11 protein-coding genes, 1 tRNA gene and 1 pseudogene are annotated in these 16,402 nt (G+C 63.6%); 5 read left to right on the top strand and 8 right to left on the bottom strand.

What is annotated here, in order from left to right; genetic code table 11:
• Positions 1-35: 35 nt before the first annotated feature.
• On the top strand, positions 36-2,771 hold the full coding sequence (locus PSV05_RS11365; RefSeq protein ID WP_300065170.1) for a tetratricopeptide repeat protein: 2,736 nt from the start codon (positions 36-38) through the stop codon (positions 2,769-2,771).
• 3 nt (positions 2,772-2,774) lie between these two features.
• On the opposite strand, the gene PSV05_RS11360 is transcribed toward PSV05_RS11365, so the two are convergent.
• The 6 genes and pseudogenes from PSV05_RS11360 to PSV05_RS11335 all read right to left on the bottom strand — a co-directional run bounded on the left by PSV05_RS11360 (position 2,775) and on the right by PSV05_RS11335 (position 7,876).
• Positions 2,775-3,692 carry a DMT family transporter gene (locus PSV05_RS11360; protein WP_300065492.1) on the bottom strand — a complete coding sequence of 306 codons (918 nt, stop codon included), beginning with the start codon at positions 3,690-3,692 and terminating at the stop codon, positions 2,775-2,777.
• A gap of 51 nt (positions 3,693-3,743) precedes the next feature.
• Positions 3,744-4,871: pseudogene (gene murB / locus PSV05_RS11355) on the bottom strand (UDP-N-acetylmuramate dehydrogenase).
• Positions 4,868-5,923, bottom strand: coding sequence for a quinone-dependent dihydroorotate dehydrogenase (locus PSV05_RS11350; protein WP_300065168.1), 1,056 nt, complete (start codon positions 5,921-5,923; stop codon positions 4,868-4,870). The pseudogene murB and the gene PSV05_RS11350 overlap by 4 nt, the downstream one beginning before the upstream one ends.
• 4 nt (positions 5,924-5,927) lie before the next feature.
• Positions 5,928-6,215: a DUF4190 domain-containing protein gene (locus PSV05_RS11345; protein ID WP_300065166.1), complete on the bottom strand. Its 288-nt coding sequence runs from the start codon at positions 6,213-6,215 to the stop codon at positions 5,928-5,930.
• A gap of 9 nt (positions 6,216-6,224) precedes the next feature.
• Positions 6,225-7,757: an aldehyde dehydrogenase family protein gene (locus PSV05_RS11340; RefSeq protein ID WP_300065164.1), complete on the bottom strand. Its 1,533-nt coding sequence runs from the start codon at positions 7,755-7,757 to the stop codon at positions 6,225-6,227.
• Between the two features lie 42 nt (positions 7,758-7,799).
• A tRNA-Arg gene (locus PSV05_RS11335) sits at positions 7,800-7,876 on the bottom strand.
• Between the two features lie 161 nt (positions 7,877-8,037).
• Between PSV05_RS11335 and radA the strand changes: the two genes are divergently transcribed.
• The 4 genes from radA to PSV05_RS11315 all read left to right on the top strand — a co-directional run bounded on the left by radA (position 8,038) and on the right by PSV05_RS11315 (position 13,528).
• On the top strand, positions 8,038-9,438 hold the full coding sequence (gene radA, locus PSV05_RS11330; RefSeq protein ID WP_300065162.1) for a DNA repair protein RadA: 1,401 nt from the start codon (positions 8,038-8,040) through the stop codon (positions 9,436-9,438).
• Positions 9,439-9,682: 244 nt separating this feature from the next.
• Complete coding sequence (locus PSV05_RS11325) at positions 9,683-11,107, top strand: DUF4331 domain-containing protein (protein WP_300065160.1); 1,425 nt, start codon at positions 9,683-9,685, stop codon at positions 11,105-11,107.
• Positions 11,108-11,207: 100 nt separating this feature from the next.
• Positions 11,208-12,404 carry a hypothetical protein gene (locus tag PSV05_RS11320; protein WP_300065158.1) on the top strand — a complete coding sequence of 399 codons (1,197 nt, stop codon included), beginning with the start codon at positions 11,208-11,210 and terminating at the stop codon, positions 12,402-12,404.
• Positions 12,401-13,528 carry a HupE/UreJ family protein gene (locus PSV05_RS11315; protein ID WP_300065156.1) on the top strand — a complete coding sequence of 376 codons (1,128 nt, stop codon included), beginning with the start codon at positions 12,401-12,403 and terminating at the stop codon, positions 13,526-13,528. Before PSV05_RS11320 ends, PSV05_RS11315 begins: the two co-directional genes overlap by 4 nt.
• 44 nt (positions 13,529-13,572) lie before the next feature.
• On the opposite strand, the gene PSV05_RS11310 is transcribed toward PSV05_RS11315, so the two are convergent.
• Together PSV05_RS11310 and PSV05_RS11305 are read right to left on the bottom strand one after the other, a co-directional pair.
• The gene (locus tag PSV05_RS11310) at positions 13,573-15,150 is read right to left on the bottom strand and encodes a DHA2 family efflux MFS transporter permease subunit (RefSeq protein WP_300065154.1); all 1,578 of its coding nucleotides are present in this window, start codon (positions 15,148-15,150) and stop codon (positions 13,573-13,575) included.
• Positions 15,151-15,167: 17 nt separating this feature from the next.
• Positions 15,168-16,400: an efflux RND transporter periplasmic adaptor subunit gene (locus PSV05_RS11305; RefSeq protein WP_300065152.1), complete on the bottom strand. Its 1,233-nt coding sequence runs from the start codon at positions 16,398-16,400 to the stop codon at positions 15,168-15,170.
• Between the last annotated feature and the right edge of the window lie 2 nt (positions 16,401-16,402).

Raw genomic sequence — 16,402 nt, 5'->3', positions numbered from 1 at the left:
CGCGTGTTCGCTAGAATCCAGTGAAAGGGGGGCGCATGGCACAGGGTACGCACGACGATCCGGAACGCACGCAATTGCTGGCGACGCGTTCGGCTGGCGCTTCGAGTGTGGTCGATGCTGCGGCTTTGCCAGCGGGAGCGCTGTTGGGTCGGTACCGCATCGAAAGCCTGCTTGGCCGCGGCGGCATGGGCGAGGTCTACCGTGCCGAACAACTGGAGCCGGTACGTCGTACGGTGGCGCTCAAGCTGTTGCGTGCGAAGAAGCTCGACGCGCGCCACCTGGCCTATTTCGAAGTCGAGCGCCAGTTGTTGGCGCAGATGCGGCACCCCGCGATTGCCCAGATCTTCGATGCCGATACCACGCCGGACGGGTATCCATTTTTCGCGATGGAATTCATCGCCGGCAGTCCGATCACCCGGTATTGCGACGAGCATGGCTTGTCGCTGGCCGAACGCCTCCGTCTGTTCATCCGGGTCTGCGAGGGCGTGCAGCACGCGCACCAGAAGGGCGTGATCCATCGCGACCTGAAGCCGGGCAACCTGCTGGTGGACAAGGTCGATGGCCGCGCGTTGCCGAAGATCATCGACTTCGGCATCGCCACGGCGACCTCACTGACCGATGGTCGCGAAGTGGCCGGCACGCCAGACTACATGAGTCCGGAACAGGCCGGTGGCGACCAGGCATTGGTCGATACTCGCAGTGATGTCTATGCGCTGGGCGTGGTGCTATGCGAACTATTGACTGGCCAGCGCCCGCTGGCAGCCGGCGAAACCGTCACCAGCAACGACCGCAGTCTGCGGCTGCCGTCGGAACAGCTGTCGACCTTGTCTCCGACCGACGCCGCGCACCTGGCGCAGGCGCGCGGGCAGCCACTTTCGCGCATGCGGCGGGTATTGCGCAGTGAGCTCGATTGGGTGGTGGCCAAGGCCTTGCGCCACGACCGCAACCAGCGCTATGCCTCCGCCGCGGCGATGGCCGAAGACTTGCAACGGTTCCTCGACGGCAAGCCGTTGCAGGCAGTGCCGGCATCGCGCGCATACGCCTGGCGCAAGTTCGCGCAGCGCCACCGGACAGGATTCATCACCGCGAGTTTTGCCTTGCTGGCCCTGCTGGGAGGGTTGGCGCTGTCGGTTTACGGTTTGCTGCAGGCGCGTGCACAACGTGCGATTGCCGAGCAGCGCAGCGCGCAGTTGGAAAAGGTCGCGACTTTCCAGCAATCAATGCTGCAGGGCATCGACATCGAGGCCATGGGTATTGGCATGGCCGGCGACCTGCGCCGCCAGTTGCTGGTGGCCGACCCGCCGGATGCCGCCGCGCTTGAGCGCGGGCTGGCAGTGATCAGCACAGCCGATGTCGCCCGTGGCCTGGTCGATCGCGACATCCTGGCCAATGCCGAGCGCGCGATCGATCGCGATTTCGTCCGCGAGCCATTGCTCGCCGCCGACCTGCGCGAATCGGTCGCCCGCGTGCGGGTGGCGCTCGGGCTTCCGAAAGATGCTGCACGCGGCTTCGCGCAGGTCGCCGATTACCGCAGCAAGGCGCTCGGCGCCGCATCGCCGGAAACCTTGCGTGCGCGGCAGGAACAGGCCAGCGCGTTGCTGGACGACGCCCAGCCAAAACCCGCATTGGTATTGCTGCAGGCTGCATTGGCGAATGCCGGAAGACTGGCGCGGGCCGATCCGCTGCTGATCAAGTTGCGGATGAACGAAGCCGAGGCAATTTCCGCACTGGGTGATCGCAAGCGCGCACGCACGATGCTGGAAACCCTGCGCGCCGACAGCCTGGAGCTGCGTGGCGAACGCGACCCGGCCAGCATGGAAGTGACCAACAACCTGGCGATCCTGGTCGGGCGCATGGGCGAGCCGAAGATCGGCCGCGACCTGCTGGAGAGACTCGTACCGCTGCGTACGGCAGTGCTGGGTGCAGGCCATGCCGATACGCTCGGCTCGCTGCACAACCTTGCAGTGATGCGCATGATGACCGGTGACAAAGAAGGTGGTGTCGCCCTGCAACGTGGGTTGGTAGAGACGCAGACTCGCAGGCTTGGTGCCGAACACCCGGAAACACTGGGCGAGCGCGGCAACCTGGCGACCATGTTGGTGGACAGTGGCAAGTATGAGGAGGCATTGCCGATTTCCAATGCGGTACTGGAAGCGCGTACGCGGGTGCTCGGCGCCGACAATCCGCAAACGCTTCGATCGAAGCTCAACTTGTCCACCTTGCATGCACGGATGGGACACTTCGTTGAGGCCATCCGCCTGCAAGCCGAGGTCGCCGAGGCGCGCACGCGCCTGCTTGGACCAAAACATCCGGACACGCTGTTCATCCAGCTCAACCGCGCGGCGACCCTCTATCAGGCTGGCCAGCCGAAAGCGTCGCTGGCCTTGCTCGAACAGGTGTTGCCAGTTGCGCGTGAAGTGCTGGGCGACAAGCATCCACAGGTGCAGATGGGTTACGACATCCGGGCGCAGGCCGCGGACGCACTCGGTGACCACGCGCTTGCCATCGCCTCGTACCGGGAACTGCTTGCGCTGCGCGAGGGCGCGCTGGGCGCGGACGACGTGCGCACGGTCGATGCCGCCTGGCAGCTTGAAGGCCAGTTGCGTGGTTCCAGTAAGCGCGCCGAGGCTGATGCGCTGCGCGCGCGTTATATATTGCCGCTGCTGGATGCGAAGCCGGAGACCTTGTCCGATGAACAGGTGAAGAAGGCCGAAGACATCCGCAAGACCGAACGCGAGGAAGCGCTGGCGGCGCGCACTGCGGCCAAGTAAGGCTTACTCGCCGGGTATCGCGGCTTTGCTGGGTGCCTGCGAGGCAGCCCTGCGCGCCAGCACCGCTTCGCGGTGGGCGATGTAAGCGGTCGCGCTGAAGATGATCGCGGCGCCGGTCGCGGTCCAGCGGTCCAGCACTTCGCCGAACCACAGCCAGCCGGCTATGGTCACGATCACCAGTTGCACAAAACTGATGGGTGTCAGTGCCGAGACTTCGCCGATCTTCAGCGCGCGCGTCCACAGCAACTGGCCAGCGGTGCCGAGCACGCCGGACAGCGCCAGCCACAGCCAGGCGATGCCCTGCGGCGGATGCCACACCCACAGTGCCGGCAGCAGCGACAGCGGCACCCAGAACAGGTAGGTCCACAACACAATCGTGTCCGCGCCGTCCTCGCGCGAGAGCTGCTTGATCTGGATCGCGACGACCGCGGTGATCACGGCCGCCGACACTGCCACCAGGCTGCCTGCGGTGAATGCCTGCGACCACGGCCGCACGATCACCATCACGCCGACGAAACCGGCCAGCACCGCCGTCCATCGGCGCATGTGGACCTTTTCGCCGAGTAGCATTACTGCGGCAATGGTGACGAAGATCGGCGAGGAATACGCCAGCGCGATGGCCTGCGACAGCGGCAGGTTGGCTATCGACCAGAAGCCGAAGTACATGCTGATCACGCCGATCAGGCAGCGCACCAGGTAGCGCGGCAATTGTTTGGTGTGCAGGGTCTTGCGCAGTCCGGCAATCGGCCGTCCGCTGCGGATGGCGGGCCACAACAACACCGGCAACAGGGCGAGCAGGCCGAACAGGTTGCGGAAAAATGCGATCTCGAAGACCGGTTCGGTCGCGCTGGACAAGCGGATGCACACCGCCATCAAGCCGAAACTGACGGTGCTGGACAGCATCAGCAGCGCGGCGCGCATTTGTGGGGATGTGGTGCCTGTACTCATCGGGCCATGCTCAAGAAATTGTACTCACCAGCTCGCACCAATGATGCGCGGCTCGGGTTCGATCGCCACGCCGAAGCGCGCGTGCACGGATGCGGCGATGCGGCGGGCGAGGTCGAGCAGTTGCGCGCCGCTGGCATGGCCGTGGTTGACCAGCACCAGCGCATGTGATTCGGAAACGCCGGCATCGCCTTCGCCATCCTGGTCGCGATGCCCTTTCCAGCCGCATTGATCGATCAGCCATGCGGCGGACAGCTTGCGCGTGCCGGTGATAAAACCGGGGTCAGAGTCGCCATTTTAAGAAAAAGGCGACTCTGACCCCGGTTTTACACGGAACACCGGCATCGATGGGTGTTGGGCCAGCAATGCCTCGGCGACATCGAAAGCGACGATGGGATTCTTGAAGAAGCTGCCGGCATTGCCCAGCACATTCGGATCCGGCAGCTTGCGCTGGCGGATGCGGATCACCGCTTCGGCGACCTGTGATGCGCGCGGTGTGTCGATGCCCATCGCCTGCAGTTCATCACCGATACCGGCGTAGTCCAGTTTCAACGCGGGCGTGCGCGACAACACGAACTCCACTGCGGTCACCACGTAATGCTCGGGATCGCGTTTGAACAGGCTATCGCGGTAAGCGAAGGCGCAGGCATCGTTGTCCAGCTGGATCATGCTGCCACCGCGTCGGTCGAAGGCGTCCACTGCATGGATGCAGTCACGCACTTCCACGCCATACGCGCCGATGTTCTGGATCGGTGCCGCGCCGACGGTGCCGGGAATCAGGGCCAGGTTTTCCAGACCGCACAGCCTGTGGCCCAGCGTCCACAACACCAGGTCGTGCCAGCTCACGCCAGCATCGGCACGCACGACTGCGGTCTCGCCATCGTCTTCAATGATGGCGATCCGTTGTGCGGTCAGCGCAAGTACGACACCTTGCGGATCGCCTGCGAACAGCAGGTTGCTGCCGCCGCCAAGTACCAGCACTGGCCCATCGCGCAGCATTGCGTAACCGAACAATTCGGGCAGGGCAGCGCTGTCGTTGACTTCGATCAGCATCGGCGCGGTCGCAGCGATCCCGAAGGTGTTGCGCGCCTCCAACCGCGCATCCTCATGGATGCGATACGCCGCAGTCGACGCGCTGTTCGACGTGTCGGTCATTCAGGCAGCAGGGTCCCGCGGCTTGGGGCTTCCTTGCGCCGGCGCAGTGCTTCCACGCATTCGCCGATCAGGGCCGGGCCGCGGTAGACCAGACCGGTATAGGTCTGAACCAAAATGGCGCCGGCTGCCTGCTTGGTTGCGGCATCGGCGCCATGCAGGATGCCGCCCACACCGATCAGCGGGATGTGTTCCGGCAGACGCGTGCGCAGCATCCGCAAAACCGCGGTGGACCTGGCCATCAATGGCGCACCGGACAGACCGCCGACTTCATCGGCATGCCGCACGCCTTCCAGGCCTTCGCGCGAGATGGTGGTATTGCCGGCGATCACCCCATCCACGCCGAGGTCACCAAGCACGCGACCGGCGGCATCGATGTCGTTGTCCGACAGGTCGGGTGCGATCTTGACCAGCATCGGTACCCGCTTGCCATGCTGCGAACCGAGCCGTTCCTGCGCCTCACGCAGGGTGCCGACCAGGCGCCGTAGTGCCTGTTCCTCCTGCAGCTCACGCAGGCCGGCGGTGTTCGGCGAGGAAATGTTGATGGTGATGTAGTCGGCCAGCGGATACACGCGTTCCAGGCAATGCAGGTAATCGCTGGCGGCATCCTCGTTGGCGGTGTCCTTATTCTTGCCGATGTTGATACCAAGCAATGCGCGTGTGCGCTTGGCGCGCTCGACATTGCGCACCAGCGCATCCACGCCCAGGTTGTTGAAGCCAAGACGATTGATCACCGCCTGCTGTTTGGGCAGGCGGAACATACGCGGCTTCGGGTTGCCCGGTTGCGGGCGCGGGGTGGTGGTGCCGATTTCGACGAATCCGAAACCCAATGCCATCAGCGCATCGATATGCGCGCCGTTCTTGTCCATGCCTGCCGCCAACCCGACCGGGTTGGCGAAGGTCAGGCCGAAGGCCTTGGTCGGCAACGGTTTCGCAGTTGTGGCTAGCAGCGGGTTCACCCCGCTGCGATAAGCCGCCTCCAGCGACACCAGTGCGAGCGCATGCGCTCGCTCGGCGTTGAACGCGAACAGGAAGGGACGGGCGAGCGAATACAAGGATTCAGTGCCCCGACATCGTGGCTATCCAGGCCAGGCCGCCAAAGAACAGAATGAACGCGAACACTGCGAGAATCGCCATGGCGATCGATGCGTAACCAAGTATCAACCCGGCGATCGCCATGCCGTCGCCATCCAGCCGATCCGGAGCGCGACGGATTTCGCCGCGTGCCATGTGGCCGGTGATCACAGCAACAATGCTGCCGAGGAACGGCACCAGGGTCCAGCCGAGGATGCCGGACACCAGGCTGATGATGGCCATTGCGCTGGTCGTGCGTGTCACTGCGTTCATGGGTTGTCCTCAGAGGTCGAACTTGATGCCCTGTGCCAGCGGCATGGAGTCAGAGTAGTTGATGGTGTTGGTCTGCCGGCGCATGTACGCCTTCCACGCATCGGAACCCGATTCGCGGCCACCGCCGGTTTCCTTTTCACCACCGAACGCGCCGCCGATCTCGGCGCCGCTGGTGCCGATGTTGACGTTGGCAATGCCGCAGTCGGAACCGGACGCGGCCAGGAACGCTTCGGCGCGCTTGAGGTTGGTGGTGAAGATGGCCGAGGACAGGCCCTGCGGCACCGCGTTCTGCATGGCGATGGCATCGTCGAGGTTGCGGTATTTCATCACGTAGAGAATTGGCGCGAAGGTCTCGTGCTGGACGATGGGGGCGTCATTGGTGAGGCCGGTGACAATTGCCGGCAACACGAAGTTGCCCTTGCCCTCGATCGCTTCGCCGCCGGTTTCAACGGTGCCACCGGCGGCCTTGGCCGCTGCGATCGAGTCGAGATAGGCATCGACGCCATCGCGGCTGTTGAGCGGGCCCATCAGGTTCGCAGGATCGGTCGGGTCGCCGATTTTCTTTTCGACCTGCTTGTAGGCGGTCACGAGTTTCGCCAGCACGTCGTCATGGATCGATTCGTGCACGATCAGGCGGCGCGTGGAGGTGCAACGCTGGCCTGCAGTGCCGACCGCGCCAAAGACAATCGCCGGGATCGCCAGCTTCAGGTCGGCGGTTTCATCCATGATGATCGCGTTGTTGCCGCCAAGTTCCAGCAGGCTGCGGCCCATGCGGCGCGCGCAGCGCTCGCCGACCATGCGGCCGACCTTGGTGCTGCCGGTGAAGCTGATCAGCGGGATGCGCTTGTCGTCGACGAAGGTCGAAGCCAGCTCGGTGCCGGCATCGTTGATCAGGAAGAAGATGTCGGGGAAGCCGCCCTCGCGCAGCGCCTCGTTGCAGATCTTCAGGGAGGCAATCGCCGATAGCGGGGTCTTGGGCGACGGCTTCCAGATGCAGATGTCGCCGCAGACCGACGCGACGAACGCATTCCAGGCCCAGACCGCGACCGGGAAGTTGAACGCGCTGATGATCCCGACCAGGCCGATCGGATGCCACTGCTCGTACATGCGGTGGCCGGGCCGCTCGCTGTGCATGGTCAGGCCGTAGAGCTGGCGCGACAGGCCCACGGCGAATTCGCCGATGTCGATCATTTCCTGCACTTCGCCATCACCTTCCGGCTTGGACTTGCCCATTTCCAGCGCAACCAGTGAGCCCAGCTCGTCCTTGTGCGTGCGCAGCGCGTCCGCGCACAGGCGGATCGCTTCGCCGCGGCGCGGTGCCGGGGTGGTGCGCCAGACCTTGAAGGCGGCCTGGGCACGCTCGATGATCACATCGTAATCAGCCTGCGACGACGCATGCACGCGGCCCAGCACTTCGCCGGTGGTCGGATTGACCGGCTCGATCACGCCGGCGTCGGTGGTCCTGGACCACTCGCCATTGCCGAGATAAGTGCCGGATTCCTCGGCCTTGAGGCCAAGCGCGGTGAGGACGGGGTGGGACATGGGAGACTCCAGATTACGAAAGACAGGGGGAACGCTTGATCGTGGTGACCCCGGCGCGATTCGAACGCACGACCTGTCCCTTAGGAGGGGACCGCTCTATCCAGCTGAGCTACGGGGCCAACTAACCGCTTATTTTCGCAGAGAACCGTCGCGACGGCCATTAAAACGGCATTTCCCCATGGTCTCACGGGAGGTTCCTGCGTGTGATTCGGGTGCTTATGGTCTCGCCCATTGCGACATCGGCCCGTTACAGTGGTTGCCTCGTCCATCAGGTTCCGGCATGGCCAAGCTAGGGTCCAACTCGGCTGCTTCCAAGCGCCGCACCGCTTACGTCTGCAGCGAATGCGGCGCCGACTACGCCAAGTGGCAGGGCCAGTGTGAGGCCTGCGGGGCGTGGAATTCGTTGGCCGAGATCGTGCTGGAAAGCGCGGTGCAGGCGAAGTCGCCGGCCTCGCGGCGCAGCGGCTGGGCCGGCAAGATCGATGCACCGAAGGTGACCACATTGGCCGATGTGCGCCATGGCGAGCAGGCGCGAGTCAGCACAGGCATCAGTGAGTTCGATCGCGTGCTCGGTGGTGGACTGGCCGAAGGCGCGGTGGTTTTGGTTGGCGGCGATCCCGGTATCGGCAAGTCGACCCTGTTGTTGCAGGCGCTGGCATTGATGGCGCCGACCATGCCCGGCCTGTATGTCACTGGCGAGGAATCGCTGGCGCAGGTCGCTGGGCGCGCCGTGCGTCTGGGATTACCGCTGGACGGGCTTCAGGGACTCGCCGAGACCTGCGTCGAACGCATCCTTGAACATGCGGTGGCCGCGCGGCCGAAACTGATCATCGCCGACTCCATCCAGACCTTGTGGACCGAGTCGTTGACCGCCGCGCCGGGTTCTGTAAGCCAGGTCCGTGAATCCGCGGCGCGACTGGTGCGCTATGCGAAAGAGACCGGCACTGCAGTATTCCTGGTCGGCCATGTGACCAAGGAAGGTGGCATCGCCGGCCCGCGCGTGCTCGAGCACATGGTCGATGCAGTGTTGTATTTCGAGGGCGATTCCGGATCGCGTTTTCGTGTACTGCGAGCATTCAAGAATCGCTTCGGTGCGGTGAATGAGTTGGGCGTGTTCGCGATGGGCGACAAGGGCCTGCGCGAGGTGCCGAATCCGTCCGCGATCTTCCTGTCCGGTGCCAGCGCCGGCCAGCCTGGCAGCTGCGTGATGGTCACCCGCGAAGGTACGCGACCATTGCTGGTGGAAGTGCAGGCGCTGGTGGATGCCTCGCCGCTGTCGAATCCGCGGCGAGTCGCGGTGGGCCTTGAAGGTAACCGACTGGCGATGCTGCTGGCGGTGCTGCATCGGCATGGTGGGATCATGGTCGGCGACCAGGACGTGTTCGTGAACGTGGTTGGCGGCATCCGCGTGCAAGAAACCGCAGCGGACCTGCCGGTGTTGCTGGCGGTGTTGTCGTCATTGCGCGACAAGCCACTGGCCGACAAGACCATTGCCTTCGGCGAGGTGGGTCTCTCCGGTGAAATCCGTCCGGTACCCAATGGCGAGGAGCGCCTGCGCGAAGCGGCCACGCATGGCTTCAAGCGCGCAATCGTGCCCAAGGCGAATGCGCCGAAGCTGCCGCCGAAGGGGATCGAAGTGATCGCGGTGGAACGGTTGTCGGAAGCGCTGGAACAGGCCTGAGCGACATCGATACCGTCATTCCGGCGAACGACCGGGGTTCGACTTTGGCCGGTTCGCGAGAGATCTCTGGAATTTGCCGATGAATGGTTTGCATCCGGATCCGCGAAAACAGCGTAGGCATTGGTGAACGGATCATGAGCATCACCCGGAATTGATTGCGTGCATTCACGTGATGCCTGGGTTTCCAAGGTTCGTTCGGGAATGTCCGCGGCCCGACCGCGGCACCACACACGAAGGACCCACCATGAAACGTACCGCCATTTTCTCAGCACTCATTACTGCCGGTATTGCCCTGGCAGGTTCAGCCGTTGCCTCCAGCCACCGCGAAGCACCGTTGATCACCCAGACCCCGAAGGTCGACGCCACCGACTTCTACATGTTCCGTAGCTATGAATCCGGTCGTGCAGGCTACGTGACCTTCATCGCCAACTACCAGCCGCTGCAGGACGCTTACGGTGGCCCGAATTACTTCCAGATGGACCCGGAGGCGGTGTATGCCATCCATGTCGACAATGATGGTGATGCGCGGCCGGATCGCAGCTTTTATTTCAAGTTCTATAACAAGACGCGTGGACTCACTGTGCCAGTCGGTGGCATGGATATCCCGGTGCCATTAAGCAACATTGGTCCGTTCGGTAGCGACCCGTCGCAAGACGGCAGCCGCAACGTCGTCGAACAATACACCGTGGTCGCGGTGAGCAGCGAGCAGCCGCATCGCTCGCAGATCGGTGTGAACCTGGATACCAACAAGCGGGTGTTCGACAAGCCCTCCGACAACATCGGCACGAAGTCGATCCCGGAGTACGCCAAGTACGCAGATGCTGCAATCTCGCGGATCGCAATACCGGGTTGTGCAGGCGAAGGTCGCGTGTTTGTCGGCCAGCGCCAGGATGGTTTCGCAGTGAATCTAGGCGAGATCTTCGACCTGATCAACACCAATCCGGTGGGTCCACGCGATGCCGAAAAGAACACGATCTCCGACAAGAACGTCACTACCATTGCACTTGAATTGCCGATCTCATGCCTGACCAAGGGCGCGGATCCAATCATCGGTGCGTGGACGACCGCTTATACGCGGGGCAAGTTTCGCAGGATGGAAGCGGTATCGCGCCTGTCCGCGCCGCTGGTGAATGAAATCGTGATCGGGTTGCCGGACAAGGACAAGTTCAACGCCTCGCAGCCCTATGACGACGGACAATTCGCCAAGTACGTCACCAACCCCAGCTTGCCGATCCTGATCCAGACGCTGTTCCCGGGCGTGCAAGCACCCACGCTTTATCCGCGCACAGACTTGGTCGCAGCATTCCTGACCGGGCTGGAGGGCCTGAACAAACCGGCCAACGTGCGTCCTGCTGAAATGATGCGACTCAATACCTCGATCGCAACGAAGGCTGCCGCGGACCAAAGCAACCTGGGCGCATTGACCGGTGACATTGCAGGCTTCCCGAATGGTCGTCGCCCGGGTGATGACGTGGTCGATATCGAACTGCGCGTCGCGATGGGTGCGTTGCTGCCGAAGGCTGATGCACCGTCCAACGACCTGCCATATACCGATGGCGCGATTGTCAGTGCCAGCGAGTTCCGCAATAGCTTCCCGTACCTCAACACGCCGATCCCGGGTTCGCCGAACAAGTCGGACGAAGCAGCCGCCAAGGTGGCTGCCAAGTAAGCGCCGGCAGATCGGGAGCAATGTCGTGAGGACAGGGATGTCGCTTGGCTCGCAGCACCGGCAGCAGATTTGCTGCCGGTTGCTGCGTTCCAGTTCGAAGATGCCGAACAAATTGTGGAGCTTCATGGTCCTGATCGCCTTGCTGGCGATCGCGATGCCCGCAGCCGCGCAACGCCCGCCGCGAGTGGTGCCGGATCGCGGCGATGCACTGGTAGGCAAACTACCGCGTGGCTATTCCAAGCTCGAACCCATCGCAACTGATGCAACGACTGCCGGCACGATTGATGGATCCGGCGTAGGCCAGCATAAGTCCGCCAAGTCTGCGGATCTGACGCGCATCGGTACGCTACTCGAAGCAGCCTCCATGACCGGCGATACGCGCCTGGTGGCGCGCGCCGACGCCTTGTTATTGCGACAACCCGTTGGCGATGGCAACCCCAACCTGCTTCGCTTGCGTGCGTACAGTGCGCAGCACAAACATGATTTTTCCGGCGCAATTCGCTTGCTCGATGCGTTGGTTGCAGTGGATCCACGCAATGCCGGCGCGCGTTTGTCGCGCGCCGAAATCCAACTGGTCCAGGGCCGCATCCACAAGGCGCGTACGGATTGCCGCGCGCTGGCACTGGGCGTGGATGCCGATACTGGTCTGCTATGCGCCGCATCACTGGCGCTGCGCACCGGTGAATACGCTGCAGCCGCCAGCTTGCTGGACCGCTTGCTGGGCGAATTTCCGCCTGCCGATCCCCGCCGTGCGTTCGCGCTGCTGGCGCGTGCGGAAGTGGCCAGTCGTGCGGGTGAAACCAATGCCGATACCCGCTATCAACAAGCCCTTGCTGCAAGCCCGGGCGACATTCGAACGCGGGTGTCCTATGCCCGCCACCTGCGCCGGGTTGGTCGCGATGCTGAAGTAGAGCAGGTACTTGCTGGCAGTGAACAGAGCGACACCGCGCAACTGCAACGCACGCTTGCAGCGATGGCAGCCAAGCGTTCGGACGCGCAGGCGCTGGTCGCTGCACAGGCGCGCCGCTATGCAATGGCGCACGAACTGGGCAGCCAGCCTGAAATGCGCGACGAGGCGGAGTTCCTGCTCGTGTTGAAGGGACAACCTCGCGAAGCCCTGGCACTGGCGTTGCGCAACTTCGAGCAGCAACGCGATTTCGAAGACGTCGACATCCTGGTGCGTGCGGCTGATACGGCGAGAGAGCCCGCTGCACTCGATGGCTTGCATGCCTGGCAGAAGGCACAAGGCTTGGCATCGTCGAATGCACCACGCAAAGCGATTGAGGCAAAGCGATGAAGCGCACGCCGCCGAAGTGCGCAGCATGGCTGCTGCTCGCGAGCTTGCTCGTATCACTGCCGGTACTGGCGCATACGCTGTCGGTATCGCATGTGGACATCGTGGTGCCGGCCGACGGTTCCGAACCGCAGATCGAGCTTGATCTCGCCATCCGCGATCTCGCCTTGTCGCTGCCGCTGGACGCCAACCACGACGAGCGCGTGACCTGGGATGAATTGCAGGCGATTCGGGAACCGCTGTACGCGATGGTGAAAAGCGGCCTGGCGGTCAGCAGTGGCTCGGCGCCATGCACCTTGCAACCGCAATTGCTGGCGACTCGCCAATATGACGATGGCGCGTATGCCACGGTCGTGATGCGTGCCGACTGTCCTTCAGCCAGTGACCTGAAGGTTCGCTACGGACTGCTGTTCGATGTCGACCCGCAGCATCGCGCGCTGGTGACCTTTCACAACGGCGGCAAGGATGGCACCGGGATTGCGAGCGCCGATGCGCGCGACATCGAGATTGGCTCCGGGCCGGCCAGCCGCAGCAATCCGTTCTTGCAGTTCCTGCGCGAAGGCATCCATCACATCCTGATCGGTTACGACCATCTCGCCTTCTTGCTGTCGTTGTTGTTACCTGCTGCTTTGCTATGGCGTGATCGCCAGTGGCAGCCATCGCCCGGTATTCGGCATTCGCTGGGGCATGTGCTGGGCATCGTCACGGCATTCACGCTGGCACATTCGATCACCCTGACACTGGCTGCGCTGGGCTGGATCACCCCGGCTTCGCGCTGGGTCGAAGCAGCAATCGCAGCCAGCGTGCTGCTGGCCGCGCTCAACAATGTGTGGCCAGTGGTGACCCAACGTGTATGGCTGGTGGGCTTCGGCTTCGGACTGGTGCATGGCTTCGGTTTTGCCGGGGCGTTGTCCGAACTGGGCCTGCCCACCGGCGCGCGCCTGGCATCGTTGGTGGGCTTCAACCTGGGCGTCGAAATCGGCCAGATGGCGGTGGTGGCGTTGGTGCTGCCATTGTTGTTGCTGGTACGCCGCAAGCGCTGGTATGCCCAGACGACGATGCCACTGCTGTCGTTGGCGATTGCCGGGCTTGCAGCTTGGTGGCTGTGGGTACGCCTGCGCGGCTAGGCGCAGGTGCGCAGCGCTCAGTGCCACTGTTCAGTGCTCGCGGCTCAGTGCCCGCCGCCGGGAGGCGCGCCGGCCTTGGCCCCGAACGGTGGTTTGGCGATCCAGACGAACGCGATCACGCACAGGAAGATGATCCCGAGCAGGTGGAAGATCTCGTTGAAGCCGATCTGCAGCGCCTGCTGCGAAATCATCCGGTCGAGCACGTAGGCGCCGCGCTGGAGGTCGCCTGCGCCATAGCGCGTGAGCGTTTCCAGCATCGAGGGATCCGTCGCGCCGATGTGTTCGGTGAGTTGCGCGTGGTGCACGGCGGTTCGCTCCGACCAGGCATAAATGGTCAGGGAGGCAGCGAAGCTGCCTCCGAGCGTGCGTACGAAGGTCATCAGGCCAGATCCCGCGGAGATCTCGTGCGGCTCGAGATCCGACAGCAGGATCTGCAATATGGGCATGAAGAACAACGCGACGCCGAGCCCCTGCAGCAACTGCACATAGGCCACATGCTCGAAATCCACGTCGAGGTTGAAATGCGAGCGCATGAAGCTGGTGCCAGCCATCACGATGAAGGCGAGCGTGGCCAGCATGCGCAGGTCGAACTTGCCTGCGTATTTGCCAATCAGCGGCGCCAGGATGACCGGCAGGAAACCGATCGGCGCGGTGGCGAAACCCGCCCAGATCGCGGTGTAGCCGAGATTTCGCTGCAACCATAGCGGTACCAGGATGCTGACGCTGAAGAAGGCGGAGTAGGCCATCACCATCGCAATGGTGCCGGCAGCGAAATTGCGATGCCGGAACAGGCGTAGGTTGACGATGGGATCCTTGTCGGTCAGTTCCCAGATGATGAAGACGGTTAGCGAAATCGCCGCGACAATCGCGAGGACTACGATCAGCGGCGAGCGGAACCAGTCCTCGTCGTTGCCCAGGTCAAGCATGATCTGCAGCGCACCGACGCCCAGGACCAAAGTCGTCAGGCCGATGTAATCCATCTTCGGCGTTTCGATTTTTTCCGGGCGTCCCTTGAGCTGCGCACCGACCACGAAGCTGGCGAAGATACCCAGTGGGATGTTGATGAAGAAGATCCATTCCCAGCTGTAGTTGTCGGTGATCCAGCCACCCAGGATCGGCCCGGCGATCGGCGCCACCACCGTCACCATGGCCAGCAGGGCAATGGCCTGCCCGCGCCTGGCGGGCGGATAAATCGACAGCAGCAACGCCTGGGTGACCGGGTACATCGGACCGGCGACCAAGCCTTGCAGTGCACGCGCCGCGACCAGCAAGCCCATGCTGTGGGCCAGCCCGCACAGGAACGAGGCGATCACGAACGCCAACGTCGAGACCATGAACAGCTTGCGCTCGCCGAAGCGGCGCGCCAGCCAGCCGGTCAGCGGCAGGGCAATCGCAGTGCTGACCGCGAACGAGGTGATTACCCATGTCGCCTGGTTGGCGCTGCCGCCCAGGTTGCCGGAGATCGCCGGCAACGACACGTTGGCAATCGTGGTGTCGAGCACCTGCATGAAGCTGGCCAAGGCCAGCCCGAAGGTGGTCAGGGCGATATTCGGCGGCGCGAAGGCCAGGCCGTCGGCGCGGGGTGCTGGCGCCGCGGGCGCAGTGGCTGGAGTGCTGGACATGACCGGCTGAGTTCCCGTCAGTTCCCGCTAGTTCCGGCGCGGCGCGTTCCCAGGTTGTCGCTGATGATGCGGTCGATCACCGCATCGGCATCCTTCAACTGCTTGGCATACGCAGTCGTGGTCAGCATCGGCGTGGATGCAGCGGCGGTCGGCAACAGGCCATGCCCGGCGTCGTGCAGGTTGACGTCGACGCTCATCGACAGGCCCAGGCGCAGCGGATGCTCCTGCAGTTCCTTCTTGTCCAGCGCGACGCGCACCGGCACGCGCTGCACGATCTTGATCCAGTTGCCGCTGGCGTTCTGCGCCGGCAGGATCGAGAACGCGCTGCCGGTGCCCATGCCCAGGCTTTCAAGCGTGCCGTGGAAAGTCACGTCCTTGCCGTACAGCTCGGAGTGCAGTTCCACCGGCTGGCCCAGGCGCAGCTGGCGCAGCTGGTTTTCCTTGAAGTTGGCATCCACCCAGACTTCGTCGAGTGGAATGATTGCCATCAGGGGAGTGCCGGGGGCAATGCGTTGGCCCAGTTGCACATTGCGCTTGGCGATGTAGCCCGAGATCGGCGCAATGATCGTATTGCGCTGCTTGTTGAGTAATGCCGCACGCAGTTGCGCCGCTGCGGCCATCACCTGCGGGTTGCCCTTCAGCTCGCTGTTGTCGATCAGCACACGGTTACGTGAGGTCTGTTCGCGCGCACCGGACAGCCCGGCCTGCGCTGCGGCCAGTTGCGCCTTGGCGTGGGCAAGTTCTTCCGCGGACACGGCGCCGCTGGCGACCAGTCCGGCACGGCGATTCACGTCTGCTTGCGCCTGTGTGAGTGCAACTTCGCGGGCGGCGATGTCGGCCTGGCCGGCATCCACCGCGCGATAGATCCCGCGCACCTGGCGCACTGCGCCTGCAAGGTTGGCCACCGCCTGTGCGTAGGCGACCTCGGCATCGCTGGCATCGAAGCTGACCAGGGTCTGCCCGGCCTCCACGCGCATGCCGTCCTCGGCATGGATGTCGATCACGGTGCCGCCGGTCTGTGGGGTTACCGTCACCACGTTGCCCTGCACGTAGGCATCGTCGGTCACTTCGTGCCAGCGGCCGACCATGAAGTAGTAGGCCAGCCAACCGATACCGGCCAGCACCACCACGGCCAGCACGATCAGCAACGCGCGCTTGCGCTTGCTCTTCGGCGGCTTCAGTGAACTTTGCGAAACGGGCAACGGAGCGCCGGCGCCGGTCGAGGTATTGGGTGTGATTTCAGTGGTCATGT

The organism is Thermomonas sp., from assembly GCF_029945965.1.
Lineage (GTDB): Bacteria > Pseudomonadota > Gammaproteobacteria > Xanthomonadales > Xanthomonadaceae > Thermomonas.
This window is presented reverse-complemented; position numbering and strand designations above follow the sequence as displayed.